28 protein-coding genes are annotated in these 26,142 nt (G+C 68.5%); 19 read left to right on the top strand and 9 right to left on the bottom strand.

Annotated features, from left to right (window positions below):
* Nucleotides 1-79: 79 nt before the first annotated feature.
* Nucleotides 80-1,237: a tRNA (adenosine(37)-N6)-threonylcarbamoyltransferase complex transferase subunit TsaD gene (gene tsaD / locus CMO28_RS15310; RefSeq protein WP_296714983.1), complete on the top strand. Its 1,158-nt coding sequence runs from the start codon at nt 80-82 to the stop codon at nt 1,235-1,237.
* A gap of 11 nt (nt 1,238-1,248) precedes the next feature.
* On the opposite strand, the gene CMO28_RS15305 is transcribed toward tsaD, so the two are convergent.
* The 5 genes from CMO28_RS15305 to CMO28_RS15285 form a co-directional block, all read right to left on the bottom strand.
* Nucleotides 1,249-2,295 (bottom strand): sulfotransferase, encoded by a 1,047-nt coding sequence (locus tag CMO28_RS15305; protein WP_296714981.1) that lies wholly within the window; start codon nt 2,293-2,295, stop codon nt 1,249-1,251.
* Nucleotides 2,292-3,464: an oxygenase MpaB family protein gene (locus CMO28_RS15300; RefSeq protein ID WP_296714979.1), complete on the bottom strand. Its 1,173-nt coding sequence runs from the start codon at nt 3,462-3,464 to the stop codon at nt 2,292-2,294. Before CMO28_RS15300 ends, CMO28_RS15305 begins: the two co-directional genes overlap by 4 nt.
* Before the next feature lie 24 nt (nt 3,465-3,488).
* Nucleotides 3,489-4,652: an oxygenase MpaB family protein gene (locus CMO28_RS15295; RefSeq protein WP_296714977.1), complete on the bottom strand. Its 1,164-nt coding sequence runs from the start codon at nt 4,650-4,652 to the stop codon at nt 3,489-3,491.
* Nucleotides 4,653-4,769: 117 nt separating this feature from the next.
* A complete protein-coding gene (locus CMO28_RS15290; RefSeq protein ID WP_296714976.1) occupies nt 4,770-5,609 on the bottom strand; it encodes a TSUP family transporter in 840 nt (279 codons plus the stop codon).
* Between the two features lie 130 nt (nt 5,610-5,739).
* Nucleotides 5,740-6,723, bottom strand: coding sequence for an NAD(P)H-binding protein (locus CMO28_RS15285; RefSeq protein WP_296714974.1), 984 nt, complete (start codon nt 6,721-6,723; stop codon nt 5,740-5,742).
* Nucleotides 6,724-6,980: 257 nt separating this feature from the next.
* Here CMO28_RS15285 and CMO28_RS15280 point away from each other — a divergent pair, with 257 nt between their 5' ends.
* The 4 genes from CMO28_RS15280 to acs all read left to right on the top strand — a co-directional run bounded on the left by CMO28_RS15280 (nt 6,981) and on the right by acs (nt 10,138).
* Entirely contained in the window at nt 6,981-7,265 is a 285-nt protein-coding gene (locus tag CMO28_RS15280) for a YciI family protein (RefSeq protein ID WP_014743611.1), read from the top strand.
* Between the two features lie 21 nt (nt 7,266-7,286).
* Nucleotides 7,287-7,706, top strand: a complete 420-nt coding sequence (locus CMO28_RS15275) for an EVE domain-containing protein (protein ID WP_062762752.1) — start codon at nt 7,287-7,289, stop codon at nt 7,704-7,706.
* A gap of 1 nt (nt 7,707) precedes the next feature.
* Nucleotides 7,708-8,067 (top strand): Rieske (2Fe-2S) protein, encoded by a 360-nt coding sequence (locus CMO28_RS15270; RefSeq protein ID WP_014743613.1) that lies wholly within the window; start codon nt 7,708-7,710, stop codon nt 8,065-8,067.
* A gap of 112 nt (nt 8,068-8,179) precedes the next feature.
* Entirely contained in the window at nt 8,180-10,138 is a 1,959-nt protein-coding gene (gene acs, locus CMO28_RS15265; protein ID WP_296714970.1) for an acetate--CoA ligase, read from the top strand.
* Nucleotides 10,139-10,219: 81 nt separating this feature from the next.
* Here acs and CMO28_RS15260 read toward each other — a convergent pair whose 3' ends face one another.
* Together CMO28_RS15260 and CMO28_RS15255 are read right to left on the bottom strand one after the other, a co-directional pair.
* Nucleotides 10,220-10,606 carry a hypothetical protein gene (locus CMO28_RS15260; RefSeq protein ID WP_296714968.1) on the bottom strand — a complete coding sequence of 129 codons (387 nt, stop codon included), beginning with the start codon at nt 10,604-10,606 and terminating at the stop codon, nt 10,220-10,222.
* 157 nt (nt 10,607-10,763) lie between these two features.
* Nucleotides 10,764-10,943 (bottom strand): DUF1674 domain-containing protein, encoded by a 180-nt coding sequence (locus CMO28_RS15255; RefSeq protein ID WP_062762761.1) that lies wholly within the window; start codon nt 10,941-10,943, stop codon nt 10,764-10,766.
* A 156-nt stretch (nt 10,944-11,099) separates the two neighbouring features.
* Between CMO28_RS15255 and htpX the strand changes: the two genes are divergently transcribed.
* The 14 genes from htpX to CMO28_RS15185 all read left to right on the top strand — a co-directional run bounded on the left by htpX (nt 11,100) and on the right by CMO28_RS15185 (nt 24,842).
* Nucleotides 11,100-12,011 (top strand): zinc metalloprotease HtpX, encoded by a 912-nt coding sequence (htpX, locus tag CMO28_RS15250; RefSeq protein WP_062762764.1) that lies wholly within the window; start codon nt 11,100-11,102, stop codon nt 12,009-12,011.
* Nucleotides 12,012-12,018: 7 nt separating this feature from the next.
* Nucleotides 12,019-13,626 carry an RsmB/NOP family class I SAM-dependent RNA methyltransferase gene (locus CMO28_RS15245; protein ID WP_296714964.1) on the top strand — a complete coding sequence of 536 codons (1,608 nt, stop codon included), beginning with the start codon at nt 12,019-12,021 and terminating at the stop codon, nt 13,624-13,626.
* Between the two features lie 51 nt (nt 13,627-13,677).
* Nucleotides 13,678-14,403 (top strand): ribulose-phosphate 3-epimerase, encoded by a 726-nt coding sequence (gene rpe / locus CMO28_RS15240; protein ID WP_296714962.1) that lies wholly within the window; start codon nt 13,678-13,680, stop codon nt 14,401-14,403.
* Between the two features lie 80 nt (nt 14,404-14,483).
* Nucleotides 14,484-16,556, top strand: coding sequence for a heparinase II/III family protein (locus CMO28_RS15235; RefSeq protein WP_296714960.1), 2,073 nt, complete (start codon nt 14,484-14,486; stop codon nt 16,554-16,556).
* A 150-nt stretch (nt 16,557-16,706) separates the two neighbouring features.
* Nucleotides 16,707-17,144 (top strand): SUF system Fe-S cluster assembly regulator, encoded by a 438-nt coding sequence (locus CMO28_RS15230; RefSeq protein WP_014743623.1) that lies wholly within the window; start codon nt 16,707-16,709, stop codon nt 17,142-17,144.
* A gap of 126 nt (nt 17,145-17,270) precedes the next feature.
* Nucleotides 17,271-18,716, top strand: a complete 1,446-nt coding sequence (sufB, locus tag CMO28_RS15225; protein ID WP_062770121.1) for a Fe-S cluster assembly protein SufB — start codon at nt 17,271-17,273, stop codon at nt 18,714-18,716.
* 93 nt (nt 18,717-18,809) lie between these two features.
* The gene (gene sufC / locus CMO28_RS15220; RefSeq protein WP_062770123.1) at nt 18,810-19,568 is read left to right on the top strand and encodes a Fe-S cluster assembly ATPase SufC; all 759 of its coding nucleotides are present in this window, start codon (nt 18,810-18,812) and stop codon (nt 19,566-19,568) included.
* Between the two features lie 4 nt (nt 19,569-19,572).
* The gene (gene sufD, locus CMO28_RS15215) at nt 19,573-20,922 is read left to right on the top strand and encodes a Fe-S cluster assembly protein SufD (protein WP_296714956.1); all 1,350 of its coding nucleotides are present in this window, start codon (nt 19,573-19,575) and stop codon (nt 20,920-20,922) included.
* Nucleotides 20,922-22,166: a cysteine desulfurase gene (locus CMO28_RS15210; RefSeq protein WP_296714954.1), complete on the top strand. Its 1,245-nt coding sequence runs from the start codon at nt 20,922-20,924 to the stop codon at nt 22,164-22,166. The genes sufD and CMO28_RS15210 overlap by 1 nt, the downstream gene beginning before the upstream one ends.
* Before the next feature lie 11 nt (nt 22,167-22,177).
* Nucleotides 22,178-22,681 (top strand): Fe-S cluster assembly sulfur transfer protein SufU, encoded by a 504-nt coding sequence (gene sufU, locus CMO28_RS15205; RefSeq protein WP_062770131.1) that lies wholly within the window; start codon nt 22,178-22,180, stop codon nt 22,679-22,681.
* Nucleotides 22,682-22,758: 77 nt separating this feature from the next.
* Nucleotides 22,759-23,100 (top strand): iron-sulfur cluster assembly protein, encoded by a 342-nt coding sequence (locus CMO28_RS15200; RefSeq protein ID WP_062770134.1) that lies wholly within the window; start codon nt 22,759-22,761, stop codon nt 23,098-23,100.
* A 122-nt stretch (nt 23,101-23,222) separates the two neighbouring features.
* On the top strand, nt 23,223-23,909 hold the full coding sequence (locus tag CMO28_RS15195) for an NnrU family protein (protein ID WP_296714951.1): 687 nt from the start codon (nt 23,223-23,225) through the stop codon (nt 23,907-23,909).
* A gap of 80 nt (nt 23,910-23,989) precedes the next feature.
* The gene (locus CMO28_RS15190) at nt 23,990-24,415 is read left to right on the top strand and encodes a MarR family winged helix-turn-helix transcriptional regulator (protein ID WP_062770137.1); all 426 of its coding nucleotides are present in this window, start codon (nt 23,990-23,992) and stop codon (nt 24,413-24,415) included.
* Nucleotides 24,416-24,431: 16 nt separating this feature from the next.
* Nucleotides 24,432-24,842 (top strand): DUF2000 family protein, encoded by a 411-nt coding sequence (locus CMO28_RS15185; protein ID WP_296714948.1) that lies wholly within the window; start codon nt 24,432-24,434, stop codon nt 24,840-24,842.
* 37 nt (nt 24,843-24,879) lie between these two features.
* Here the strand turns inward: CMO28_RS15185 and CMO28_RS15180 are convergent, their stop codons facing one another.
* Together CMO28_RS15180 and CMO28_RS15175 are read right to left on the bottom strand one after the other, a co-directional pair.
* Nucleotides 24,880-25,488 carry a GntR family transcriptional regulator gene (locus tag CMO28_RS15180; RefSeq protein ID WP_296714946.1) on the bottom strand — a complete coding sequence of 203 codons (609 nt, stop codon included), beginning with the start codon at nt 25,486-25,488 and terminating at the stop codon, nt 24,880-24,882.
* 44 nt (nt 25,489-25,532) lie between these two features.
* Nucleotides 25,533-26,066 carry a hypothetical protein gene (locus CMO28_RS15175; protein WP_296714945.1) on the bottom strand — a complete coding sequence of 178 codons (534 nt, stop codon included), beginning with the start codon at nt 26,064-26,066 and terminating at the stop codon, nt 25,533-25,535.
* Nucleotides 26,067-26,142 lie beyond the last annotated feature (76 nt).

Here is a 26,142-nt window from a genome sequence, read left to right as displayed (position 1 = left end):
GCGGTTTGGGAAGTGGTAATCGGCGGCCCGAGCCGCTACCTCTTGCCGCGGTCCCACCCGCGAACCGGAACCCTGCCCGATGACCGCGTCCGCCGCCAGCCTTTCCGATCCCGCCGCTGCCCGACGTCCCCGCATCTGTCTCGGTATCGAGACCAGCTGCGACGAGACGGCGGCGGCCGTGGTCGTGTCCGATCCGGCCGCGCAGCCGGGGCAGGGGCGGCCGCTCGGCACCATCCGCGCCCATCTGGTGCTCTCGCAGATCGACGAGCATCAGGGCTTCGGCGGGGTGGTGCCCGAGATCGCGGCACGCGCCCACATCGACCATCTCGACCGGCTGGTCGCGGCAACGCTGGACGAGGCGAAGCTGGGGCTGGGCGATCTGGATGCGATCGCCGTCACCTCGGGCCCGGGGCTGATCGGCGGGGTGATGGTCGGTCTGATGACCGCCAAGGGGCTGGCGCTGGGCGCGGGCGTACCGCTGCTCGGCATCAATCATCTGGAGGCGCATGCCTTGACCGCCCGCCTCACCCATGGCGTCGCCTTTCCCTTCCTGCTGCTGCTGGTCTCGGGTGGCCATTGCCTGATCGCCGAGGTCACCGGCCTCGGGCAGTATCGCCGCCTGGGCGCCACCATCGACGATGCGGTGGGCGAGGCCTTCGACAAGACCGCGCGCCTTCTGGGTCTCGGCTATCCCGGCGGGCCGGCGGTCGAAGCGGCCGCCCGTGACGGCGATCCCGCCCGTTTTGCCTTTCCGCGGCCGATGATCGGCCGGCCGGATTGCGACTTCTCGTTCTCGGGCCTCAAGACCGCGGTCCGTCAGGAGGCGGAGCGGATCCGGGTGCTGAGCCGGCAGGACGTCGCCGATCTGGCGGCGAGCTTTCAGGCCGCGGTGTCCGACAGCGTCGCCGACCGGGTCGGCCGCGCGGCCAAGGCATTCGTGGCCAGCCATGGCCGCGGCCATGCGCTGGTGGTGGCCGGCGGTGTCGCCGCGAACACCGCGCTGCGCACCCGGCTCGGCGATGTCGCCACCCGGCGCGGCCTGCATCTGGTGGCGCCGCCGGTCAGGCTGTGCACCGACAACGGGGCGATGATCGCCTGGGCCGGTCTGGAGCATCTGGCGGCGGGCGGCGACCTGTCCGCCGATGACGGCCTGGCCCTGATCCCCCGCGCCCGCTGGCCGCTCGACCCCCATGCCGAGCAGATCGTGGCCGGCGGGCGGGGACGACATCGGGGCTAGGACGCCAGCGCTCAGACGGAATAGCCCAACGCCTTCAGCCCCGGCCGGCAGGCTTCGGTGAGGGCGGCGTAGACGTCCGGCGGCAGGTCGGCGGCGCGGGAGCGGGCGGGGCGCGGGATGGCCGAGACCTCGTCGAGCCAGGCCGGATCGTCGAGGCCGGGATCGATGAAGCGGATCATGGCCTGAAGCTGTTCACGGGGCGCGCGCTGAACGTCTTCGAAGGCGACGGTCAGCAGGCGGTCGGGCGGCAGCGGGTCCAGAACCTCGCGGGCGAGGCCGATCATCAGGCTCCAGAAGGCGCCGAGTTCGGACAGGGTGACGCCCTCCGCCAGCCGGCGGGCATTGATGAACGGGAAGATCATCCGCTGGGAGAGGACATCGATCTGCCGGCCCCGATCGCGGGTGAAGTCGCGGGTCGCATCCACGCCCAATCGGCGGGCCGCCTTCATCGCCCCGACCAGGACCTTGAAATTGTGATGCTTCTCCATCGACATCGCGGTGTCGCGGCCGTCGCGATGGACATGGATCACGCGGGCGTCGGGGAAAAGGCGCAGCAGCTTGGCCGCCAGCATCAGCGACCCGCCGGAACGCTCGATCCAGACCCTGCGGCCAAGGCGGCCGGCGAGGTCTTCGAAGAGGGCCCGGTACTGATCGGCAAGCGGCATCGCCGGCCGCGCCCGCACCACGGGTTCCAGTGCATCGTAGAGCGCTTCGGGGGCGTCGGTCAGATGCGGCAGGGTGACCATCATCATCGGCGGCAGATCCGCCAGGCCGTAGCGCATGCCCGGCCGATCATAGGGGTAGAGCATTTCATCGACGACGATGCCGTCGCGGAGCATGGCGCGGAGCGCCGGGCTCTGGCGGGAGAGGATCCGCCAGAAGCCGTCGCCGTCGATGCTGTCATGGGCGAAGGCCTCGGGGCCGAGCGGCACGAAGAATTCCGACAGGCTGAGCACAGCCGGATGGCGGGAGAGCAGGTCCGAGATCATGGTGGACCCGCATCGCCCGGTGCTCAGCACCAGCACCGGCGGGATGTCGGTGGTCCGGGGCACGGTCACGACGGGCGGTCCTTTTCGGCATGGAGATGGGCGGGCATGCGGTAGTCGTTGCCGGCCCCGTCCGAAAAGGAGAGGTCGATCATCTGCGCGAACTGGAAGGCGCGGCGGCGGCGATCCCAGGCCGGGACGTGGCGCCGCAGCACCCGGTCGGCCCGGTTGCGCAGGCGCAGGGCCGCCAGGGCACCGAAATTGCGCGCGGGCGGGTAGTTCAGCGCATCGGCCAGTTGGTCGCCGATCATGCCCCGCGACACCGAATAGATCAGGCGGACCAGCTTGCGGCGCTGGCCCGCATCGGTGATGCCGGCGACCACCGGTGCCGAATTGATCAGACCGTTGGCGAGCAGGATCGCCTCCAGATCCGGCGGAGGCTCTGCCGCCATGCCCAGGCGGAAGAGACGCATGGCGGCGGCTTCGTCCACCGCCTGCAGCTCGGGCGCCACCCCCATCAGATGGCCGGAATAGCGCCAGATCATCATGAAAGAGCGGCGCTCGTCCTCGGTGGGCTCGACGCCGAGTTTGCGGGCGCGATCCAGCAATCCGCCCGAGAAGGCGGCGGTGGCGAAAGCGATATGGGCCGAACTGAGTGGCACGCCCCAGGCGGGGGTGTCCCATTCCTCGGCCGTGGCCAGCAGTACGCGCAGCCGGGCATGCATCAGCCGGATGCGGACCGACATCTTCCAGCCGTCGCCATGGCGGTCGAGCCCGCCGGGCAGAAAAATCTCCGAGATGTGGCGGTTGTTCTGCTTCAGCCGGCGCACGCCCTGATCCACCAGCCGGCCGGTGATCGAGAACGACTTGCTGATCAGGGTGGAGAACCCCTCGACGAGCACGGCGCCCACGAAGGCCGCAATGAGCATCTCGGAATTGCCATGGAAAGCCCGGCAGCCCGGGCCGGTGAAGCCGGGATCGAACCAGTCGGGCACCCGCTCGGTTTCGGCCAGGAAATCGCGCCAGGCGGCAGGGGCATCGGCCACGGCCATCGGGCCGCCATCCATGCCCCGGTGCATCCAGTCGCGCTGAACCGGAGCCGGTACGTCACGGAAGGCCGCCATCACCGCATCCGCCAGGGGATCGCCGATCATGGTATGACGGAGATATGTTTCGGTCAGTGCAGGATCGATGCGGCGGGCACGGGCCATGCCGTCCTGGTAGGCACTCGGGATCTGCATGCGTGGCTCCGGGCAGACGTCAGGTCAGGCGGGGAGTTCGTCCTCCACCGCCGCTTGGGGAAGGCCGGTGTCCAGCCCTTCGAAAGAGAGATCGAGCAGCTGGGTGAACTGGCCGGCACGGCGGCGGCGGTCATAGAAACCGATATGCCGGCGCAGCAGCAGATCGGCCCGGTTGCGCAGCCGGATCGCGGTCAGGGTATCCATGCCGCGGGTTTCCGGGAAGTGCAGGGCGGTTGCGAGATCGCCACCGATTAACCCGCGCGAGATGCCGTAGAGCTGCCGTACCAGCTTGCGGCGCAGGTCGGGATCATCGACCCCGGCGGCCATCGGGGCGGAATTGATCAGCCCGTTGGCGAGCACGATGCCTTCGATCTCGGGCGGCGGTTCCATCATCCGGCCGATCCGGAACAGCTGCTGGGCCTCGATTTCATGGCGCGGCAGCAGCTCGGCCGGCACGCCGGTCAGATGGCCGGCCATGCGCCAGATCATCATGAAGGCGCGGCGCTCTTCGGGGAACAGCTCCACACCCAGCACCCGGGCGCGTTCCAGCAGCCGGCCCGAGAGAGCGGCATTCATGAAGGCGATATGGGCGGCGTTGAGCGGCGTGCCCCAGTCTTCATGGTTCCAGTCGGCGGAGCGCGCGGTCAGCAGGCGCAGGCGGGCATGCATCAGCCGGATGCGCAGCGCCATCTTCCAGCCTTCGCCGAACTCGCCGAGCCCGCCCGGCAGGAAGATCTCGGACAGCAGCTGGTTGTTCTGGCGGAAGCGCCGGCCGGCCTGGTCCCCCAGCCGACCGCTGGTGATGAAGGCCTTGGCGATCAGGGTCGAATAGGCTTCGACCAGCGAGCCCGCGACGAAGGCCGCGAGAAACATGCGTGAATTGCCGTGAAAGGCCCTGCAGCCGGGCAGGGTCCGGCTTTGGGTGAACCAGTAGGGCACGTCCGTGGCATGCGCGAAGAGGTCGCGCAGCGCCTGCGGCGCGTCATCCAGCCCGGCCAGACCTTCGTCCAGTCCGATCTGGATCCACGGGCGTTGTCGCGCGGTGGCGGCAGCCGCAACCGCCGCATCGGCGAGCGGATCGCCCAGGCTCAGATGACGGGCATAACGCTCCGCCAGCCCGGCATCGAGAAGCCGGGCGCGGGCGAAGCCGTCCCGAAAGGCGGCGGGTATGTCCACGACCTGGGCCATGTGGCGGCAGAGGCTCCCGTGACCTGCGGGCTGGATCGGGCTGCGGAATCTTAGGCGCAGCCGACCCGTCGGGTCCAGGGGCGCAAAGCCCTGCCGCTCATGAACGTATCCGGTGGGTCACTCCGTGGCGGGGATTTCTGCGCTGACGGCCGCCGGCGGTGGTGCCGCATCGGCGCGGTATTCGGTCCAGGCCAGGCGCGCCGAAAGCGCCAGACAGGTGCAGACCAGCAGCGGTTTCACGATCCGGGTGCCGCGGGCGATCACCAGGGCGGCCCCGATGCGGGCGCCGATGATCGCACCCGTGGCCATCACCGCCCCCAGCATCCAGTCGATATGGCCGCCGAGTGCGAAGACGGCGAGGGCCGAGAGATTGCTGGTCAGGTTGAGCAGCTTGGTCTCGGCCACGGCCCGGCGCATGCCGCGGCCATCGAGGGCGACCAGCGCCAGCATGAAAAAGGAGCCGGTCCCGGGCCCGAAGAAGCCGTCATAGAAGCCGATCAGCGGTGCCACGATCCAGCCGGTGACCCAGCCCGGCACGCGGGCCTCGGCATCGATGTCGCCCACCCGTGGCGAGAGCAGGAAATAGGCGGCCATCACACCCAGCAGCACCGGCAGGATGCGGCCCAGTGCCGAGGGGTCGATCGACTGGACGGCAAGCGACCCCAGGGCCGCGCCGGCCAGCACGGTCAGGATCCGCGGCACCACCTCGCGCACACGCACCTGGCCCGAGCGGACATAGGTGATCGCCGCCATGGTCGTGCCCATCGAGGACTGCACCTTGTTGGTGGCGATCGCGGTGGCAGGCGCCACGCCGGCTGCGAGCATGGCGGGCAGGGGGATCAGCCCGCCGCCGCCGGCGATGGCGTCGATGGCGGCGGCCACGATCGCGGCTGCGAACAGGGCCAGCAGCAGCTCCGGACCGACGGGATGGGTGAGTAAGGCCGACAGGATGTCCATGACACGCAGAAGCCGGGAAGGGGGCGGGGGTGCCTTGGGGTGTACGCCCGCCCCGCCTGCCGGTCACCCGAATTTCCCTCGCGCCCGACGCAGGGCCGCCCTGCATCTGCCGTCAGTCCCGCATCTGCCATCAACCCTGAGTCGGGCGCACATCCTGTGCATGGGCGGCCATGGTGGCCGCAATCGCGCGCTCGGGCGCCGTCGGCCGGAAATCGGGCACCAGCACCTGAAGACGATTGCCGGTGAGCACGACCGGATCGTCGAACAGATAGCGCAGCTCCAGCAACTCGCGGGCGACCGGATCGGTCAGGGCCGCCAGGCGCAGCAGCCACCAGGGCAGGCGCTTCGGGCGGAGCCGGGGGCGGCCGGCGGCAGCTGCCGCCATCTCCATGAAGCGGCGCTGCGTGTCGAACAGCTGCGCGGCCAGATGAACATGCTCCACGGAGGCCAGGCGTTCCGGCGCCTCCAGAAGGTCGGCGGTGAGCCGGGCGAGGTCGGGCACGAAGCACCACTGGTGCGGCAGGTCCAGCGGCCCCGGCCAGCGCGGCGCCTGTCCCTTCGCCAGCCTGGCGAAGATCATGTCGGTCAGCCCGTTGCGCACCGTCGGGCCGTAGAAATCGCCGGCGCGCAGGATCAAGACCGGTGCCGCGCCCTCGCGGCCCAGCGTCTCGATGGCGGTCTCGAGATCGGCCCGCAGCCGGCCCTTGACCGTATCGGGGCGGCGCTCCGCCTCTTCGTGCAGCGGCCGGGCATCCTGACGGCCGAAGGCATAGACATTGCCGGGGAAGACCAGGCGGGCACCGCTTGCGCGGGCACCTTCGATCGCGGCCGCGGTGATGCGGCGCATCGCCGGGTCCCATTGCGGATAGGGCAGGTTCACGGCATGGAGGATCGCATCCATGCCCTGCGCGGCATGGGCGACGAGCGCCGGGTCGCGGGCGTCGCCGACCACGATATCGGCGTCTTCCGGCAGGCCCAGCCGGCCGAGCCGGGCCGGATCGCGGACCAGAAGCCGCAGATACCAGCCGCGCCGGCCCAGCTCCTGCGCCATCGCGCCGCCGAACCCGCCCGCCGCCCCAAGGATCAGGGCCTGCCTGTTGCCGCTGTCGACCATGCGCGTCTCCCGCTCCGGACCGATATCGCCAAAGGTAGGGGGCGCGGGGCCGGCCTGCCAATGTCATGATGTGTGAAGGACAACCGACGGCAACCATGGCGCGTTCCGCGGGCCACCGCTCCGGGGAGGGAGAGGGTGGAAGGCCCCCTCGGAACGCGGCCCTGGCGGTCTTGGCCGTCCCGGACTTGCCGCACAGGACGTCATCGGCGCAGAATGGCGACGCCCGAACCATCCTGCTGCCGAGGAGTAAGGCCCCCATGCTGTTCGCCATCATCTGTATCGACAAGCCCGGCCACGAGGCCGTACGCCTTGAGAACCGCCCCGACCATGTGGCCTTTCTCAAGGAAGAGGGCGAACAGGTGGTCTTGGCCGGACCTTTCCTCTCCGACGACGGTGCCACGATGATCGGCAGCCTGCTGATCTACGACGCCGAAACGCTGGAGGAAGCGAAGGAGTTCGCCGCAGGTGATCCTTACGCAAAGGCCGGGCTGTTCGAAAGCGTCACGATCCGTCCGTGGCGCAAGGTTTTCGACAATCGCTGACCGGCCGGGAGACGCGACGCGATGGCCCGCTGGCTGGTGAAATCGGAACCGTTCAAGTATTCCTGGGACCGGATGGTCGCGGATGGCCGTACCCATTGGGATGGCGTGCGCAATCATCAGGCCTCGGCCAATCTGAAGGCGATGAAGACCGGCGATCGCGCCTTCTTCTATCATTCGAACGAAGGCAAGGAGATCGTGGGCGTCGTCGAGATCGTCCGCGAATATTATCCGGATCCGTCGGACGAAAAGGGTCGTTTCGGCATGGTCGATGTGGCACCGGTCGCTGCGGTCAAGCGGCCGGTGACGCTGGCCGAGATCAAGGCCGATCCGGCGCTGGAAGGCATTGCGCTGGTGCGCCAGTCCCGGCTGTCGGTGATGCCGGTCTCGGACGAGCACTGGGACCATATCTGCCGTCTGGCCGGCATCGAGCCCGGTGTCTGAGATGCAGGATGACGGGGGGCGCCGACTGCGGCTCTGCCCGGCGGCAGAGGTGCCGGAAGGTGGCGGCCGGGGCTTCGTGTTCGGGCGCATGCCCGAGGAATTCCGGGTCTTCGTGATCCGCTGGCAGGGGGAACTTCGGGCGTATGAGAATGCCTGCCCCCATGCCGGCGTCTCGCTGGACTGGACACCTGACCGGTTCTTCGACCGGACGGGCGACCTGCTGATCTGCGCGCTCCACGGCGCGCGGTTCCGTCCCGATGACGGGCTCTGTGTCGCCGGCCCCTGCCGGGGGCTGCGGCTGCCGGCGCTGGCGCTGGAGTGCGACGGGGACGGGGTGTTGCATGCAATCCGGCCGGACTGACGGCCGCGTTGCCACGTGTAAGTGTGACGTCCGGATTTCAACCGGGCGCTGAGTGACGCTGCCGCGCCTGACCGCGGCCGCGAGGGATCCGACCGAGGGGGAAACCCAGCCCATGTCAGACGACAAGACCGCAGAGCCGAAGACGCTCTATCCCGTTCCGGAGGCCTTCGCGCGTGAGGCCCTGATCGACAAGGCCCGCTACGACGAGATGTACGCGCGCTCGATTTCGGATCCGGAAGGCTTCTGGGCCGAGCAGGCCGAAGCACTGGACTGGATCAGGCGCTGGGACCGGGTCAAGAACACCGACTTTACCGGCGATGTGTCGATCCGCTGGTTCGAGGGCGGGCAGATCAACGTGGCCTGGAACTGCCTGGACCGCCACGAGGCGACCCGCGGCGCCAAGACGGCGATCATCTGGGAGCCGGATGATCCGAAGGCGCCGAACCGCCTGATCACCTATGCCGAACTGGCCGCCGATGTCCGCCGCTTCGCCAATGTGCTGAAGGCACAGGGCGTGAAGAAGGGCGACCGGGTGACGATCTATCTGCCGATGATCCCGGAAGCCGCGGTGGCGATGCTCGCCTGCGCCCGGATCGGGGCGGTCCATTCGGTGGTCTTTGCCGGTTTCTCACCCGACAGCCTGGCCGGCCGCATCGAGGATTGCGGTTCCACCGTGCTGATCACGGCCGACGAGGGCCTGCGCGGCGGCCGCAAGGTGCCGCTGAAGGCCAATGCCGACAAGGCGCTGGACCATGCGGGCGGTGTCGGCACCGTGATCGTCGTCCGCCATACCGGCGGCAACGTCGCGATGAAGGACGGCCGCGACGTCTGGTGGCATGAAGCGGTGGCCGAGGTTTCCGATGATTGCCCGCCGGAGCCGATGGAGTCCGAGGACCCGCTGTTCATCCTCTATACCTCGGGATCGACCGGCAAGCCCAAGGGCGTGCTGCACACCACCGCCGGCTATCTGCTCTACGCCTCGCTGACCCACAAGACCGTCTTCGATCTGAAGGAGGATGATGTCTACTGGTGCACGGCCGATGTGGGCTGGGTGACCGGGCATTCCTACATCCTCTACGGGCCGCTCGCCAACGGCGCCACCACGCTGATGTTCGAGGGCGTGCCCACCTGGCCCGATGCCGGCCGCCACTGGGAGGTGGTCGACAAATACGGCGTCACGATCTACTACACCGCGCCCACTGCCATCCGCGCCCTGATGCGCGAGGGCGAGGCGCCGGTGAAGCGGTCGTCGCGCAAGTCGCTGCGCCTGCTGGGCTCGGTGGGTGAGCCGATCAATCCGGAAGCCTGGCGCTGGTATTACGACGTGGTCGGCGACGGCCGCTGCCCGATCACCGACACCTGGTGGCAGACCGAGACCGGTGGTCTGATGATCGCACCGCTGCCCGGCGCCACCGACCTCAAGCCGGGATCGGCGACCCTGCCGCTGTTCGGCGTGAAGCCGCTGATCGTCGATAATGAAGGTAAGCCGCTGGAAGGCGCCTGCGAGGGCAATCTCTGCATTGCCGACAGCTGGCCCGGCCAGATGCGCACGGTCTATGGCGATCACGAGCGCTTCGCCCAGACCTATTTCAGCACCTTCCCCGGCCTCTATTTCACCGGCGACGGCTGCCGGCGCGACGAGGACGGCTATTACTGGATCACCGGCCGCGTCGACGACGTGATCAACGTCTCGGGCCATCGGATGGGCACCGCCGAGATCGAGAGCGCGCTCGTCGCCCATGCCAAGGTCGCCGAGGCGGCCGTGGTCGGCTACCCGCACGAGCTGAAGGGCCAGGGCATCTATGCCTATGTCACCCTGATCGCCGGCGAGACCCCGTCGGAAGAGCTGCGCAAGGAGCTGGTGGCCTGGGTGCGCAACGAGATCGGCCCGATCGCGACGCCGGATCTGATCCAGTGGGCGCCGGGCCTGCCCAAGACCCGCTCGGGCAAGATCATGCGCCGCATCCTGCGCAAGATCGCCGCCAACGAGCATGACGGGCTGGGCGACACCTCGACGCTGGCGGACCCGACGGTGGTCGACGATCTGGTCGGCAACCGCATGAACAAGTGAAGCTTGCCGGATGACGTGCAAGGGCCCGGCAGTCAGCTGCCGGGCCCTTTTCGCATGGCGGCACATCGCCGGCCGGCTGTGTCAGGCTGTCCGAGGGCCGGTCGCCTTGAACACCAGCGCGATGAAGGCGAGCCCGCCCAGCAGCACGATGACGCTGCCGGCCTTGGCGAGCGGCTCTCCGGTTGCGGCATCGCCCGAGAACAGGAGGGTGAGGCCGATGGTCATCACCACCAGGCCGAGATGGGCCAGAATGGCGTGAACCTTCGCAAGGCGGGTGGCCGCCAGATCCGGGCGGTCCTTCAGCACCAGCCCGTAGATGGCGGCCGAGGCGAAGCCCAGAAGGTTGAGATGGCCGTGGGCCGGCCCGTATTCGAAGTGCTGGCTGGCGGCCATTACGATGCCTGCGACCATGCCGAGGGCGACATAGATCGCGGCGGCACGCAGATGGAAGGCGGCGAGGGCGTTCATAGACGGCCCTTTCTGTGCAGAGTGGTGTGACCCTGTCGTCGATGCGAATCGGCCGGAGGTCGGTTCCGGCCCGGCGCGCATTTCCACACCATATCCTGCCGCCGATCAACGCCCTGCACAGGGCGGGTCGAAGGGGGGTGAACGGCCGTCAACCTCCTCAGAAGTCGACGCATTTCCCGTTGCGTTCCCAGTCGCCGTAACGGACCGGATCCAGCCCCTTGGGACCGCCGATTTCGGCGGGCTTTTCCGGTGCGGGTGCCGGGGAGGCCGTGTCCGTCGCGGGGGCCGCGTCCGGGGCCACGGCGCGGCCGGCGTCGTTCTGCGTCTTTTCGGTCATAGCCTTCGATCCTCCTGCACTGCATGACACCGATGCGGGCGGTTTCGCTTGAAGCCCCCGTGCCTGTCCATATATGTCAGGCGTTCCGGCGGCGCACCCCCGCCCGATGCGGAAGCCGTCTTCGGCCTCGTCCTCCATCCGGGCTCGACACATCCCATGAACCACATCCGAACGGCAGTGCTGCTTGCGGTCATGACCGGGCTGTTCATGGTCGTGGGCTATCTGATCGGCGGCGGCGGCGGCATGATGATCGCGCTGCTGATCGCCATCGCGATGAACGGTTTCGCTTATTGGAACGCGGACAAGCTGGTGCTGCGCATGTATGGTGCGCGCGAAGTGGATCCGCGCGCGGCACCCGAACTGCACGACATGGTGGCGCGCCTTGCCGCCAATGCCGGCCTGCCGATGCCGAAGCTCTATATCGTCGAAGAGGCGCAGCCCAATGCCTTTGCCACCGGCCGCTCGCCTGAAAAGGGCGCCGTGGCGGTGACCCGCGGCCTGCTGCAGGCGCTGTCGCCTGAAGAAGTTGCCGGTGTGGTGGCCCACGAGCTTGCCCATATCCGCAACCGCGATACCCTGATCATGACGGTGACCTCGGTCATCGCAGGCGCGATCGGCATGCTTGCCAACTTCGCCTTCTTCTTCGGCGGCGCCCGGGACGACAACGGCAATCCCAACCCGTTGGGCTTCGTGGGTGTGCTGCTGATCTCGATGCTGGCGCCCGTCGCCGCGGCTCTTGTGCAGATGGCGATCAGCCGCTCGCGCGAGTATCAGGCCGATCGCATCGGTGCCGAGATCTGCGGCCGGCCCGACTGGCTCGCCTCGGCGCTGACCCGTCTTGAGACTGCTTCCCGCCGCGTGGTCAACGGCCACGCCGAACACAACCCGGCCTCGGCCAATCTCTTCATTGTGAACCCATTGAAATCCAACGCCGTCGACAGCCTGTTCCGCACCCATCCGACCACCGCCGACCGGGTGGCGCGCCTGCGCGCCATGACCGTGGGCACCGCCCCGGCCGGCGCGCCGGCGGGCTTTGCCCGCGGCCCGCGCCGCGGCCCCTGGGGCTGAGCGCCGGATGCGCCCGCCCCGCCGCCCCGAGGACGACCGCCGCAATGACCGCGGCGCCAACCTCTCTCGTGATTCCGGGCCCTCTCGTGATGCCCGGCCTTCTCGTGACGACCGGCCCTCTCATGACGACCGTCCCGCCCGTGATCAGGCTGCCGGTGACCGCCCGCGCGGCGCCCGTCCGCCCCAGGGCCGCGACCGGAGCTATCAGGGGGATCGCGATGGCCGGATCCAGGGCGGCAAGCCCCGGAACGACCGCTATCGTGCGGCCCGCGATCACGCCCATGAGCCGCGGCCCCGCGCCGGCTTCCGTGAGCCGACGCCCTCGCGGGCCATCGCGGCCGAGCTGCTGATGGATGTGCTGGATGACGGCCGGCCGTTGGACGATGCGGTCGCCACCCATCCGGGCTTCCACCGGCTGGAGCCGCGCGACCGTGCCCACGCCCGGATGCTGGTCGCGACCGTGCTGCGCCGGAAGGGCGAATTCGACCGGCTGCTCGGCCGGGTGATGCAGCGGCCGGCACCCGAAAAGGCCATGCATGTCCTGCGCCTGGGGCTGGCCGATCTCAGGGTTCTGTCGACCCCGGATCATGCCGCGGTGGACAATGCCGTGCGCCTCGCCCAGGCGGGCGGGCTCGGCGGCCTGTCGGGGCTGGTCAATGCGGTGCTGCGCCGGCTGGCGGCCGAGGGCGACCAGATCTTCGCGGCCGCAAAGATCGATCCCAAGCGCGAAAACCTGCCCCGCTGGCTGCGTGCCTCGTGGGAGGCGGCCTATGGGGTGGAGGCGACCGACGCCATCGCCGAGGGGCTGCTGCGCGAGCCGCCGATCGATCTGTCGGTCAGAAACCCGCGTGAGGCGGCGGCCTGGGCCGAAAAGCTCGGCGGCCGTGCCGTCGGCGGCCGCACCGTCCGCCTCGATCGGGCCGAGGGTGGTGTCGACCGGCTGGAGGGCTATGACGAAGGGGCGTGGTGGGTTCAGGACCTGGCCGCCACCCTGCCGGCCATGCTGCTCGGCGATGTGAAGGGCAAGCTGGTCTACGACCTCTGCGCGGCGCCGGGTGGCAAGACTGCGCAGCTGGCGGCCGCCGGGGCCCATGTCACCGCCGTCGATCGCAGTGCCCGGCGGATGATGCGCCTGGGCGAGAACATGGCCCGGCTGGGCTTCACCGACGTCACGCCCGTGACCGCCGATCTTCTTGAATGGCGGCCCGAGGGCGCAGCCGATGCCGTGCTGCTGGATGCCCCCTGCTCGGGCACCGGCACGCTGCGCCGGCGCCCCGACCTCGCCTGGTCGAAGCGCCCGGACCAGGTGGCGGAACTGGCGGAGCTGCAGGAGAAGCTGCTCGAAGCGGCCCTGAAACTGGTGAAACCGGGCGGCCTGGTCGTCTATGCCACCTGTTCGCTGGAACCGTCGGAGGGCGAGGATCTTGTCCGCCGGGTGCTCGACCGCGGTCTTGACGCCGACCGTGTGCCGATCGGTGCCGATGAACTTCCTGCCCGGCTCGGCGTTGCGATCAATGCCGCCGGCGAATTGCGCACCACGCCCGCCCTGCTTGCCGATGCCGGCGGCATGGACGGGTTCTTCGCCGTCCGTCTGCGACGCCGCGACGCCGCCTGAGACCACCCGTAACCAGCCGTCATGACGGCCCCGTCGGAGGCTTCCCACCCGATGACCGCACCCGCCGCCAGCAGCCGCCCCGCCACCCCCAGCCCGGCACCGATCCGGATTGCGCCGTCGATCCTGTCGGCCGATTTCGCCCGGCTGGGCGATGAGGTCGCCGCCATCGATCAGGCGGGGGCCGACTACATCCATGTCGATGTCATGGACGGCCACTACGTGCCGAACCTGACCATCGGCCCGATGGTGGTGAAGGCGCTGAGGCCGTGGTCGAAGAAGGTCTTCGACGTCCATCTGATGATCGCGCCGGTCGATCCCTACATCCCGGCCTTCGTCGAGGCCGGGGCGGACATCGTCACCGTCCATGCCGAGGCGGGGCCGCATCTGCATCGCACCGTACAGCTGGTCAAGTCGCTGGGGGTGAAGGTGGGGGTGTCGCTCAACCCCTCCACCCCGCCCGAGGTGCTGGACTATGTGCTGCCGGATCTGGATCTGGTGCTGGTGATGAGCGTGAACCCCGGCTTCGGCGGTCAGAGCTTCATCTCGTCCCAGCTCGACAAGATCCGCATCCTGCGGTCGAAGATCGATGCCACCGGCCGGGCGATCGATCTTGAGGTCGACGGTGGCGTGACGCCCGAAACGGCGGCCCTGGTGGCCGCCGCCGGGGCGGATGTGCTGGTTGCAGGGTCGGCCGCCTTCAAGGGCGGTGCCGAGGCTTACGCCCCGAACATCCGGGCATTGCGCGCCGGCGCAGATCGGGGGCGCATCGGCGGCTGATGCCGCCCTCTCCTTCCGAACCCGTCTCCGTCTACACGTCTTCCTTTTCTCCCCCCCCGCAATCGAGAGACCAGAGGCCCATGGCCGCGATCACGCGCATGCCGCCGCCCGGAAGCCCGCTGCCCGGCGCCGGCGATCGTCTGAGAGCGCTGGCTCATCGGTGGTTCGTGGCCCCGCTGCCGGATGCGCGCGGCGGGCTGAAACGGGTGCTGGAACCCCTGCGCCCGGGCGACCCGAACCGCGGCGTGGAGATGGTCCAGGGGCATTTCCGTCTGGCGGGGCAGGTGGTGGAAGCCAGCCACAAGCTGGGCCCGGACCCGTTTCGCCCCGACGAGGACGGGATGGCCCGGGGCGACGACGAGCCGGACATCGAACTGACCCCGGTGCCGGCGCAGCCGCCGGCCCCCGAGCCGATCCTGGACGATACCGCGCGCCCCGAAGATGCCGCCCTGCTGGAAGGCGGTGACGCGTCGGCGGACGGCGAGACGCCGGCAATGGTCTTCAACACCCCGACCCCCGCGCTGTCGCGGCCGGACTGGCTGCCCGACGAGGCCTCGGACGCCTGGCTGGTCGCCTGGCAGGGCTTTCAGTGGCTGGGCCATCTGAGGGCCGTGGCGGGGCCCCATGGCTCCCGCGCCCGGGCGCTGGCCCGCGCGCTGGTCTTCGAATGGATCGCGGCCGACCGGGCTGAATTCCAGCCCTATGTCTGGTCGCCGGGCATTGCCGGCCGCCGGCTGGCGGCGCTGTCGATGCATGCGAATTTCCTCATCGACGCCGATGACGACCGGCTGCAGGCGGCCCGCACCGATGATCGTCGCCTGATGGCGGCGCTGCGCCAGCATGCCGACCGTCTGGAGCGGATGGTCAAATGGCGTCGTCTGGACGGGATCGAGCGTATCCAGGCGCTCCGCGGCCTGTGGATGGGGCGGGCGGCGCTGGGTGCCGGCCGGCGCAGGCTCGCCCGGATCGCGAAGCTGTTGATGCAGGCGCTGGAGCGCCAGATCCTTGCCGACGGCGTGCATCAGTCCCGCTCACCGGTCTGTCAGCTCGATCTCGTCTCGGATCTGGTCGAGTTGAAGACGATCGCCGCCGCCCATGACGCCGATCTGCCGGCCGGGTTCGACGATCTGATCAGCCGGCTGGCTGCAGCACTCCGGCTGATGCGCCATCGCGACGGCGTGCTGGCCCTGTTCAACGGCACGCCCGAAATTCCCGCAGCCCGGGTCGATCAGGTGCTGGGGCATGTGCCGGCCCGCGGCATGGAACGGCTGGACGGCGCCGTCGGCGGCTTCGAGCGTCTGGCCGCCCGCCGGACCACCGTGCTGGTCGATCTGGGGCTGCCGGCACCCGTCACCGCCGGACAGGCCGGCTTTTCCGGTTTCTCGTCGTTCGAGATGTCGACCGGGCGCGAGCGGCTGGGGGTCAATTGCGGCGCCTATGTCGCAAGGCCCGGGCCCTGGATGCAGGCCGTCACCCAGGCGGCTGCACATTCCGGTGTGACGGTCGAAGATCAGGGGCCGCAGCGTGTCGAAGCCGGATCGGGGGAGCGCCGGCGCAAGGCCGGCCCGCCGGTCACCATCGATCGCCGCGACGACGAGGGGGCGCAGTGGCTGGAATTCACCCATCACGGTTTCCGTGATCACGGCCTGATCCATGCCCGCCGCTTCTATCTTGGGCCGGATGGCGACGATCTGCGTGGCGAAGACCGCTTCATCGCCCTGCCGGGGCGTGGCGAGGTGCCGGTCCGCTTCGCGCTGCGCTTCCATCTTCATCCCGCCGTCAAGGCCTCACCCATTCAGGGCGGCGCCGCCGTGCTGGTGCGGCCGGTCCACGGCCCCGGCTGGTATGTCCGGGCCGATGGCGCCAGCATCGCGATCGAAGAGAGTGTCCATATGGGCCATGAGGGGCGGGTGCGCCCGGCCCAGCAGGGGGTGGTGAGCGGCGTCGCCGAGGGGCCGGAGACCCGGGTGCGCTGGGCGTTCCAGCAGGTCCAGCCCAGGGGTGAGGGGGATGTGCGGCCGCAGGGCGGTTTCGATGCCCGACCTGCGCGTATCGATGATCCGCGCCGCACCGCGCCCGCTGTGGCGGAGGCGCCGCCGGTGCCGCAGGGCGCCGAACGCGACGGCATCGCGGACCCGCCTGCGACTGCGTGAAAGCCGCACCGCGCCTTGCGTTTTTGCCAAAGTTGGGTCTTGCCTTCCGGACGCCGATGACCGATATAGGACCTGAACAGTCCTGATTGGCACGAGGCCCCCGTGGCCCTCGTGTCCGACCGGCCCATCCGACCCGGGACAGACCGTCCGATGCTGAAAATCGCCAAGCTCACCGACTATGGGATCGTGGTTCTGACCCATATCGCCAACGCCCCCGATCGGGTTCATCGGGTGACGGAGCTTGCCGAAGAGCTGGCCATTCCCGCGCCGACCGTCGCCAAACTGGCCAAGACCCTGGCGCGGGACGGTCTGCTGATTTCGCATCGCGGTGCGCATGGCGGCTATCGCCTGGCGCGGCCGGCGGCCGAGATCCGGGTGGTCGACATCGTCGAGAGCCTGGAAGGCCCGGTCGCGATCATGGAATGCATCGAACATCCCGGTACCTGCCGGCAGGAAAGCGTGTGTCAGACCCGCGGCAACTGGATCCGGATCAACCGGGCGATCAGCCGCGCACTGGAAGGGATCAGCCTCGCCGACATGGCGGCGGATGCGGCTGTACAGCCCTTCCCCGCGGCCCAGGCGGGCTGAGCCGGACCGGAAATTTCTGGCTGGCGCGGGCGCTGTCCGGGCCGGTGACGACGAGATCAAGAGGCGACGCCCGCCGGCCCGATGGACGGGCCGTTCTTCAAAGAACGGGCGCGCGGAGGACGAGTGATGACGAGCAAGAACGCAGTCGAGGCGCTTGTCGCCCGCGAGTACACGGAAGGCTTCCATGTCGACATCGACGCGGACAACGTGCCGCCGGGTCTCGACGAGGACGTCATCCGCGTGATCTCCGCGAAGAAGGAAGAGCCCGACTTCATGCTGGAGTGGCGGCTCAAGGCCTTCCGGACCTGGCAGGCGATGGAGGAGCCCGACTGGGCCTTCCTCAAGAAGCCCAAGGTCGATTTCCAGTCGATCATCTACTACTCCGCCCCCAAGCCCAAGGCCGATGCGCCGAAGAGCCTGGAGGAGGTCGATCCCGAGCTGCTGAAGATCTACGAGCGTCTGGGTATCCCGCTCAAGGAGCAGGAGATGCTGGCCGGCGTCGCGGTCGATGCGGTGCTCGACAGCGTTTCGGTCGCCACCACCTACAAGGGCAAGCTCAAGGAACTCGGCATCATCTTCTGCTCGTTTTCTGAAGCGGTGCGCGAATATCCGGAGCTGGTCCAGAAATATGTGGGATCGGTGGTCCCGGTTGGCGACAACTTCTATGCCGCGCTCAATTCGGCCGTGTTCTCGGACGGCACCTTCGTCTATGTGCCGAAAGGTGTGCGCTGCCCGATGGAGCTGTCGACCTATTTCCGCATCAATGCCGCCGGCAGCGGCCAGTTCGAGCGGACGCTGATCATCGCCGAAGAAGGCGCCTATGTGAGCTATCTGGAAGGCTGCACGGCGCCGATGCGCGACGAGAACCAGCTGCATGCTGCGGTGGTCGAACTGATCGCGATGAAGGATGCCGAGATCAAATACTCGACCGTCCAGAACTGGTACCCGGGCGACAAGGACGGCAAGGGTGGCATTCTGAACTACGTCACCAAGCGTGGTGCCTGCCGCGGGGCCAATTCCAAGATTTCCTGGACCCAGGTCGAGACCGGCTCGGCGATTACCTGGAAGTATCCCAGCGTCATCCTGCAGGGCGACAACTCGATCGGCGAGTTCTACTCGGTCGCCGTCGCCAACAACGCCCAGCAGGCCGATACCGGCACCAAGATGATCCATATCGGGCGCAACACCCGCAGCACGATCATCTCCAAGGGCATTTCGGCCGGGCGCGGCCAGAACACCTATCGCGGCCTGGTGCGGATGCAGAAGGGGGCGGAGGGCGCCCGCAACTACACCCAGTGCGACAGCCTGCTGCTGGGGCCGGACTGCGGGGCGCACACCTTCCCCTATATCGAGAGCCGCAACCCCACGGCACAGGTCGAACACGAGGCGACGACCTCGAAGATCAGCGACGACCAGCTGTTCTATCTGATGCAGCGCGGGCTGTCGGCCGAGGATGCCGTGTCGATGATCATCAACGGCTTCTGCAAGGACGTCCTGAAGGAGCTGCCGATGGAGTTCGCGGTCGAGGCGCAGAAACTGCTCGGCATCACGCTGGAAGGCAGCGTCGGCTGAGCCGGCCATCCGTTTCCCGCGGCCCGCGACCCTGCCGGGCCTGACGCATTGCGGCCGCGCAAGGCCGCCGGACGATCTCATTCGAGGACCAACATGCTCATCATCCGCGACCTGCACGCCCGCGTCGACGGCAAGGAGATCCTGCGCGGCCTGAACCTGGACGTGCGCCCCGGCGAGGTCCACGCCATCATGGGGCCCAACGGCGCCGGCAAGAGCACGCTCTCCCACATCCTGGCCGGCCGCGACGGCTATGAGGTCACGCAGGGGTCGGTCACCTATATGGGGCAGGATCTGCTGGAGATGGCGCCGGAAGAGCGGGCGCGGTCGGGGGTGTTCCTGGCCTTCCAGTATCCGGTCGAGATCCCGGGTGTGAACAACACCTATCTGCTGAAGGCGGCGCTGAACGCCCGGCGCAAGCATGAAGGCCAGCCCGAGCTGGACGGCGTGCAGTTCCTGAAGCTGGTCCGCCAGAAGCTGAAGATCGTGCATCTGGACGAGAGCCTGCTGAAGCGCCCGGTCAATGCCGGTTTCTCGGGCGGCGAGAAGAAGCGCAACGAGATCTTCCAGATGGCGGTGCTGGAGCCGAAGCTCTGCATCCTGGACGAGACCGACAGCGGGCTCGACATCGACGCGCTGAAGGCGGTGGCCGACGGGGTGAATGCGCTCAGGGATGCGGCGCGGTCCTTCGTGATGATCACCCATTATCAGCGCCTGCTCGATCACATCGTGCCCGATTTCGTCCATGTGCTGGCCCGGGGCCGGATCGTGCGCTCCGGCGACAAGTCGCTGGCGCTCGAGCTGGAGCAGAAGGGCTATGGCTGGGTCGAGGATCTGGCCGGGGCGGAGGCCTGAGATCATGGCGGTTCTGGATGCCACGCCCGACAAGCTGGACCTGCTGATCGCGGCCCAGGGAGCCAAGACCGGGCCGGACTGGCTGGAGGCGCTGCGGGCGGCCGGTCGGGACGGTTTCCGTGCCCTGGGCCTGCCGACCCCGCGCCAGGAGGACTGGCGCAATCTTCGCCTGAACGCGCTCTACGGCCAGAGCTTCGCCGCCGCCGATGCGGCGGCACCACGGCTGACCTGGGCGCATCTGCAGCCGATCGTGCCCAAGGGGCTCGACTGCGACCGTATCGCCATGGTGAACGGGGTCTTCTCCGACGAGCTCTCGGCGGTGGGGGAACTGGCCGACGGGGTGGTGGTCGCCGGGCTGTCCCAGGCACTCGCCACCGCCCCCGATCGGGTGCATGCGGTGCTGGGTCAGGTGGCGCGCGGGGATCGTGACGGCTTTGCCGCCCTCAATCAGGCGGCGCTTGCCGATGGTGCGGCGGTTCTGGTGCCGCGCGGGGTGGAACTGGCCCGGCCGGTGCACCTGCTCCATCACGCCCTCGCCCCCCGTATGCCGGTGGTCGCGCAGCCGCGGATCGTGATCGACCTGGCCGAGAATGCCCGGGCGACGGTGATCGAGCACTGGCGCGGCCTTGCCGGCGAGACCGCCTTCGTCAATGCCACGGTGGAGATCCGCCTGGGCCGCGGGGCGAAGCTGACCCTGATCCGCCTGCAGACCAGCGGCGAGAAGGGCTTCCATATCGACCGGCTGGCATCGTCGATTGCGGGCGATGCCGAACTCGACATGATCCAGATCGACATGGGCGGCCGGCTGTCGCGCCACACGCTGGACGTGGCCCTGGAAGGCCGCGGCGCGGCGGCGGTGCTGGACGGGCTCTTCGCCATCGGTGCCGAGCAGCAGACCGACACCCGGTCCAATGTCGAGCACCGCGCCCGCGACTGCCGCCTGTCCCAGACCTGGAAGGGTGTGGCGGGTGGCCGGGCGCGCGGCATCTTCAACGGCCGGGTCCATGTCCTTCCGGGGGCGATCGGCACCGATGCGGAGATGTCGAGCCGCAACCTGCTTGCCTCGCGTGAGGCCGAGATCCTGCCCAAGCCCGAGCTCGAGATCCATGCCGACGAGGTGAAATGCGCCCATGGCGCAACCGTCGGCGCCATCTCGGAGCAGGAACTGTTCTACCTGCGAAGCCGCGGACTGGATGCCGCCGAAGGCCGGCGGATCCTGACCCGGGCCTTCGCCGAGGAAATCGTCGACCGTCTGCCCTTCGAGACCTTCCGCGAGCAGGTCTCGGGCTGGGTCGACCGCCACATGGCCCAGACCGTGCTGAACGAGACGGTCGCGAAGGAGGCGACGGCGTGATGACCGATCAGAAGACCCTGCCGGTTTACGACGTGGAGCGGATCCGCGCCGATTTCCCGATCCTGGCCACCCAGGTGCGCGGCAAACCGCTGGTCTATTTCGACAATGCGGCCTCCTCGCAGAAGCCGCGCCAGGTGCTGGATGCCGAGCGGGCGGTCTATGAGACCTCTTACGCCAATGTCCATCGGGGCGTGCACTACCTGTCGGAAAAGGCGACCTCGGCCTACGAGGCGGCGCGCGAAACCGTGCGGGCCTGGCTCAACGCCGCTTCCGAGCGGGAGATCGTCTTCACCCGCGGCACCACCGAAGGGCTGAACCTCGTCGCCTATACCTGGGGCCGGGCCCATCTGAAGCCGGGTGACGAGATCCTGATCACCCATCTGGAACATCACTCCAACATCGTGCCCTGGCAGATCGTGGCGGAGCAGACCGGCGCGCGGCTGGTGGTGGTGCCGGTGACCGATACCGGCGAGGTCGACCAGGATGCCTTCGACCGGATGATCGCCGGCGGCCGGGTGAAGATCATGGCCGTGGCCCATGTCTCCAACGCGCTCGGCACCATCCTGCCGCTGCGGCGGATGATCGATGCGGCCCATGCCGCGGGGGCGATTGCGGTGATCGACGGCGCCCAGGCCCTGCCGCATATGCGGGTCGATGTCCGGGCGCTGGATGCCGATTTCTATGCGGTTTCGTCGCACAAGGCCTATGGGCCGACCGGTTTCGGGGTGCTCTACGGCAAGCTGCCGCTGCTGGAAGCCATGCCGCCCTGGCAGGGCGGTGGCGACATGATCGAGACGGTGAGCTTCGAGAAGACCACCTATGCGCCGCCGCCGGCGAAGTTCGAGGCCGGCACGCCGCATATCGTGGGGGCGATCGCCTTTGCCGCCGCGCTCGACTATCTGGCCGCGGTCGGCGTCGAGGCCGTGGCGGCCCACGAGCACGACCTGACCGCCTATGCCCATGAGCGGCTGCGCGAGATCAACCGGCTGAAGATCGTGGGCGAAGCGCGCGAAAAGGCGGGTGTGGTGTCCTTTGCCATCGATGGCATTCATCCGCATGATATCGGCACGATCCTGGATCAGCAGGGCATTGCGGTGCGCACCGGTCATCACTGCACCCAGCCGCTGATGGCCCGTTTCGGCCTGCCGGCAACGGCGCGTGCGTCTTTCGGCATGTACAACACCCGCGCCGAGGTCGATGCGCTGGTCGACGGGCTGCGCAAGGTCGTGAAGTTCATGGGCTGAGGAGACCCGCCATGCCGGCCGATACCGCCCTCGACGACGACCTCCGGTCGCTCTATCAGCAGATCATCCTGGACCATAACCGCAACCCGCGGCATTTCGGCCGGCTGGACCCGGCCGATGCCAGCGCCCATGGGCATAACCCGCTCTGCGGCGACGAGGTGACGGTCGATCTGAGGTTCGAGGGGGATCGGGTGGCGGAGATCGCGTTCAAGGGCCGTGGTTGCGCCATCTCGACCGCCTCGGCATCGATGATGACCGAGGTGGTGCAGGGGCGCAGCCGGGCCGAGATCGCGGAGATGTTCACCCGGTTCCGCGATCTGGTGACCGGGGCCGATCCCCGGGCGCTGGACCATCCGGAGGTCGAGGCGACCCTGGGCGTTCTGGCGGCACTGGGGGGCGTGCGTGAATTTCCGAGCCGCGTGAAATGCGCCACCCTGCCCTGGCACACCCTGGCCCGGGCATTGGAGCATGGCGGCGACGCAGGCGGGGCCGGCGGGCCGGTTTCGACCGAGTGACGCGGGCCCAAGGCAATCATCAGGCCCGCCCGATGCAGGCGGCCGGAGACGACGGGTTTCGAACGGAAACAGGCGATATGAGCGACAACACGAACCCACTGCCACAGGACGATCCGGGGGATCTCGAAGCCGCCGTCATCGACGTGCTGCGCAGCTGCTACGACCCCGAGATCCCGGTGAACATCTACGATCTGGGTCTGATCTACGAGGTGCGCGTCGATGCGGGCGACCAGGCCTATATCCGCATGACCCTCACCTCGCCGATGTGTCCGGTGGCCGAAAGCCTGCCGGTCGAGATCGAGACCAAGATCCGGGACATTGCCGGCATCTCCGACGTGACCGTCGAGGTTGTCTGGGATCCGCCCTGGACCCCTGAGATGATGAGCGAGGACGCCCGACTCGAACTCAACATGTTCTGAGCCGGAATATGTTCCGGGCAGGCCACCTGCCCGGGATTGAACCCGTCATCCTGCTGCGTCATGCTGCCTTGAGCATGACCGGGCACGGGCACGTGCCATAAAAAACGCAGAGGACGGGATCCATGCATCAGATGATCGGCCTCGCCATTGGCGCGGTGCTGTTCCTCATCACCCATCTGGTGCCGGGCATCCCGGCGGTCAGACGCTATATGATCGCCTCGCTGGGGGAGGGCGCCTATCGCGCCCTGTTCTCTCTGGTGGCGCTCTTCTCTCTGGGCATTCTGATCTGGGGCTATGGGCAGGCGCCCTATGTGCCGCTCTGGGACGGCAGCGGGGCGCTGCGCCATCTCGCCTTCACCCTGATGCTGTTTGCCGTCGCCTTCGCCGTGCTGGGGCTGACCCAGCGCAACCCGACCATGGCCGGGGCCGATGCCGCCGGTGCGCCGGCACCCAAGGCGGTCGGCGTGCTCAAGATCACCCGTCATCCGCTGATGTGGGGGATCATGATCTGGGCGGTCGCCCATGTCCTGGCCAATGGCGACCTGGCCACCACCATTCTGGGCGTCACGATCTTCATCGTCGCATTCGCCGGCAGCCGGCTGATCGAGATCCGCAAGCGCCGCGACATGCCGGTTTCGTGGATGCTGTTTGCCGCCGCCAGCTCCTATGTCCCCTTTGCCGCCATCTTCGCGGGCAAGGCCAAGGGCGCCTTCGCCGAGATCGCCTGGTGGCGCTGGCTGGTGGCGCTCGTGGTTTACGTAGCCCTTTTCGCAGGCCATCGCTGGATCGCAGGCGTGCCGCTGATGTGAGGCAGGCCTGTCATTCGCCCGGTGATATCGGCCGATAAAAAGACTCGTATACGAGATATATGTATGCGAGCGTTTATCTCATGAACCGTATCGAAGACTGCATCAGTTTCCTGACCGGCAAGGCCGCCCAGGCCGTGACACGTGCGGCCCGCGACCGGCTGGCCCGGCATGGGGTGACCCCGGTCCAGTACGCCGTGCTCCAGCTCCTGTGGGAAGAGGACGGGCAGAGCGGTGCCGCCATCGGCACCCGCCTGGTGCTGGACAGCGCCACCATCACCGGCGTCATCGACCGTCTGGTCAAGCTGGAGCTGATCGCGCGCCGGCCATCTGCCCGGGACCGGCGGGTCAACGCCCTGCACCTGACCGATCGGGGCCGTGCGCTGCGCGGCCCGCTCCAGGCCGAGATGGATGCACTGAATGCCGATGTCGATGCGGCCCTGGGCGGCCCGGCAGCAGAGGAGCTGAAATCACTCCTTCGCCGGATCGCAGCTGCCCCCCTCCCGTAAGGAGCCCCCCGGAGATATGCGGTTCGAGACCAAGATCGCGCTGGTGGTGCGCGATGACCTTGCCGTGTGGCAGAAACTGAACGTCACGGCGTTCCTGATGAGCGGTGTAACCGGGGCCGCGCCTGAGATCATGGGCGAGCCCTACCGCGATGCCGCGGGCAATGCCGCATTGCCGCTGTCGGTGCAGCCGGTCATCGTGCTGTCGGCCGATGGCCCGACGCTCGCCACCATCCGCCGCCGCTGCCTGGAGCGCGAGTTGGTGCCGGCGCTCTATGTCGAAGAGATGTTCGCGACCGGCCATGACGCCGCCAACCGCGCGGTCTTTGCAGAACAGCAGCCAGAGACGGCGAAGCTGGTCGGCCTGGGCATCCGGGCCGATCGACGCGTGGTCGACCGGATCACCAAGGGCGCGCGCATGCATCCCTGACCGGCAGGGAGGGCGGGGCGGGCTAAGCGATCGCGGCTCAGGCGAGGGCGGTATGCAGATCCGCCCGCACGCCGTCGATATGGGTGGTCAAAACCCTGCAGGCCGCATCGATCTCCCCCCTCCGGCAGAGGGCGATCAGCATGCCGTGTTCCCGCTCGGCCCGGCCGGGGGACGGGGTGGTGGAGAGCTGAAGCCGGGTATAGCGATCGCAGGTCTGCAGCAGCCCGGTCACGATGCGCAGGCTGCGTGGCAGACGGGCATGGGCGTAGATCGCCAGATGCAGTTCGGCATTCAGGGCGCCCCAGCGGGCCATGTCGCTGGCGGCGACGGCGCCGATGAACAGATGGTGGATGGTCTCGATCCGGGCGAAATCGGCCGCTGTCAGGGCGGGAATGGCGCGGCGCAGCAGCCGCGGCTCCAGGATCACTCTCAGGTCGAAGACGTCGTCGATCTCCTCTCGCGAGATCGACGACACCACGGCGCCGATGCCCGGCAGGATCCGCACCAGCCCTTCTGCATCCAGCTGCAGCAGGGCTGAGCGGATCAGGGCCGGATCGACCCCATGCCTTTCCGCCAGCCTGTCCTGGCGCAGTTCCGTGCCTGCCGGACAGGCCCCGTCGATGATCGCCTGACGGAGTTCGTTCAAGATGTCGGCGGCGGACGGATGAAGCATAGGGCCAAAGCGCCTGCCTATTCGGGGGTCTGTTCCGGCGCGCCGGCGAAGAGTGCGGCACCGGGCGACTGGACCAGGGACTGGTAGTGGTCGAACTGGACCAGCACGTCGGCGATCAGCTGATCGCGGGTCAGGCCGTAGACGTCATAGCCGCGGCTGCCGTCGCTGAACCAGGTGCGGGCCTCGTGGCGCAGATCGGGGCGGGCGGCATCCATTGCCGTCAGGGCGGGCAGCGGATGGCTGGCCGGCTGGATGCCATAGATGAAGTTTCGCACGCCTTCGGCAGGCAGCACCAGCGAGACACCGCCCGTCGTCTCGTCGCGTTCCACCTCGGCCGGATGGCCGCGGCCGTTGAATTCAGCCGCCACTGCCCTCAGCGCATCCGTGGCGGTACCGTCCAGGAAGCGACGCACATCCTTTTCATCCGGCGTGTGCAGGATCTGACCAAGACGGCGCTTCCAGCCGGCTTCGACGGCCGGGACCCCTGTGGTCGTGACGGGGGCGCCGAGCGGCCGGTGGGCAAGATCTGCGCTTGTATGAATTCCACTCATCGGGCCGTCTCCTGGTAGGATGTTTGGCCTGATAGCCGGGAGAGGGTCGCCGCGTTGCGCTCGAAGGATGATCTTC

Origin of the sequence: Tistrella sp., from assembly GCF_002684955.1 — a bacterium.
Taxonomy (GTDB): domain Bacteria; phylum Pseudomonadota; class Alphaproteobacteria; order Tistrellales; family Tistrellaceae; genus Tistrella; species Tistrella mobilis.
The sequence above is the reverse complement of the archived record's forward strand: the minus strand, read 5'-3'. Positions and strand labels throughout refer to the sequence as shown.

Excerpts from the sequence above, each read along its gene's own strand:
- tsaD (WP_296714983.1), top strand. The coding sequence starts at position 80 with ATGACCGCGTCCGCCGCCAGCCTTTCCGATCCCGCCGCTGCCCGACGT.
- CMO28_RS15300 (WP_296714979.1), bottom strand. The coding sequence starts at position 3,464 with ATGCAGATCCCGAGTGCCTACCAGGACGGCATGGCCCGTGCCCGCCGC.
- CMO28_RS15295 (WP_296714977.1), bottom strand. The coding sequence starts at position 4,652 with ATGGCCCAGGTCGTGGACATACCCGCCGCCTTTCGGGACGGCTTCGCC.
- CMO28_RS15290 (WP_296714976.1), bottom strand. The coding sequence starts at position 5,609 with ATGGACATCCTGTCGGCCTTACTCACCCATCCCGTCGGTCCGGAGCTG.
- CMO28_RS15285 (WP_296714974.1), bottom strand. The coding sequence starts at position 6,723 with ATGGTCGACAGCGGCAACAGGCAGGCCCTGATCCTTGGGGCGGCGGGC.
- CMO28_RS15280 (WP_014743611.1), top strand. The coding sequence starts at position 6,981 with ATGCTGTTCGCCATCATCTGTATCGACAAGCCCGGCCACGAGGCCGTA.
- CMO28_RS15275 (WP_062762752.1), top strand. The coding sequence starts at position 7,287 with ATGGCCCGCTGGCTGGTGAAATCGGAACCGTTCAAGTATTCCTGGGAC.
- CMO28_RS15270 (WP_014743613.1), top strand. The coding sequence starts at position 7,708 with ATGCAGGATGACGGGGGGCGCCGACTGCGGCTCTGCCCGGCGGCAGAG.
- acs (WP_296714970.1), top strand. The coding sequence starts at position 8,180 with ATGTCAGACGACAAGACCGCAGAGCCGAAGACGCTCTATCCCGTTCCG.
- CMO28_RS15260 (WP_296714968.1), bottom strand. The coding sequence starts at position 10,606 with ATGAACGCCCTCGCCGCCTTCCATCTGCGTGCCGCCGCGATCTATGTC.
- CMO28_RS15255 (WP_062762761.1), bottom strand. The coding sequence starts at position 10,943 with ATGACCGAAAAGACGCAGAACGACGCCGGCCGCGCCGTGGCCCCGGAC.
- htpX (WP_062762764.1), top strand. The coding sequence starts at position 11,100 with ATGAACCACATCCGAACGGCAGTGCTGCTTGCGGTCATGACCGGGCTG.
- CMO28_RS15245 (WP_296714964.1), top strand. The coding sequence starts at position 12,019 with ATGCGCCCGCCCCGCCGCCCCGAGGACGACCGCCGCAATGACCGCGGC.
- rpe (WP_296714962.1), top strand. The coding sequence starts at position 13,678 with ATGACCGCACCCGCCGCCAGCAGCCGCCCCGCCACCCCCAGCCCGGCA.
- CMO28_RS15235 (WP_296714960.1), top strand. The coding sequence starts at position 14,484 with ATGGCCGCGATCACGCGCATGCCGCCGCCCGGAAGCCCGCTGCCCGGC.
- CMO28_RS15230 (WP_014743623.1), top strand. The coding sequence starts at position 16,707 with ATGCTGAAAATCGCCAAGCTCACCGACTATGGGATCGTGGTTCTGACC.
- sufB (WP_062770121.1), top strand. The coding sequence starts at position 17,271 with ATGACGAGCAAGAACGCAGTCGAGGCGCTTGTCGCCCGCGAGTACACG.
- sufC (WP_062770123.1), top strand. The coding sequence starts at position 18,810 with ATGCTCATCATCCGCGACCTGCACGCCCGCGTCGACGGCAAGGAGATC.
- sufD (WP_296714956.1), top strand. The coding sequence starts at position 19,573 with ATGGCGGTTCTGGATGCCACGCCCGACAAGCTGGACCTGCTGATCGCG.
- CMO28_RS15210 (WP_296714954.1), top strand. The coding sequence starts at position 20,922 with ATGACCGATCAGAAGACCCTGCCGGTTTACGACGTGGAGCGGATCCGC.
- sufU (WP_062770131.1), top strand. The coding sequence starts at position 22,178 with ATGCCGGCCGATACCGCCCTCGACGACGACCTCCGGTCGCTCTATCAG.
- CMO28_RS15200 (WP_062770134.1), top strand. The coding sequence starts at position 22,759 with ATGAGCGACAACACGAACCCACTGCCACAGGACGATCCGGGGGATCTC.
- CMO28_RS15195 (WP_296714951.1), top strand. The coding sequence starts at position 23,223 with ATGCATCAGATGATCGGCCTCGCCATTGGCGCGGTGCTGTTCCTCATC.
- CMO28_RS15190 (WP_062770137.1), top strand. The coding sequence starts at position 23,990 with ATGAACCGTATCGAAGACTGCATCAGTTTCCTGACCGGCAAGGCCGCC.
- CMO28_RS15185 (WP_296714948.1), top strand. The coding sequence starts at position 24,432 with ATGCGGTTCGAGACCAAGATCGCGCTGGTGGTGCGCGATGACCTTGCC.
- CMO28_RS15175 (WP_296714945.1), bottom strand. The coding sequence starts at position 26,066 with ATGAGTGGAATTCATACAAGCGCAGATCTTGCCCACCGGCCGCTCGGC.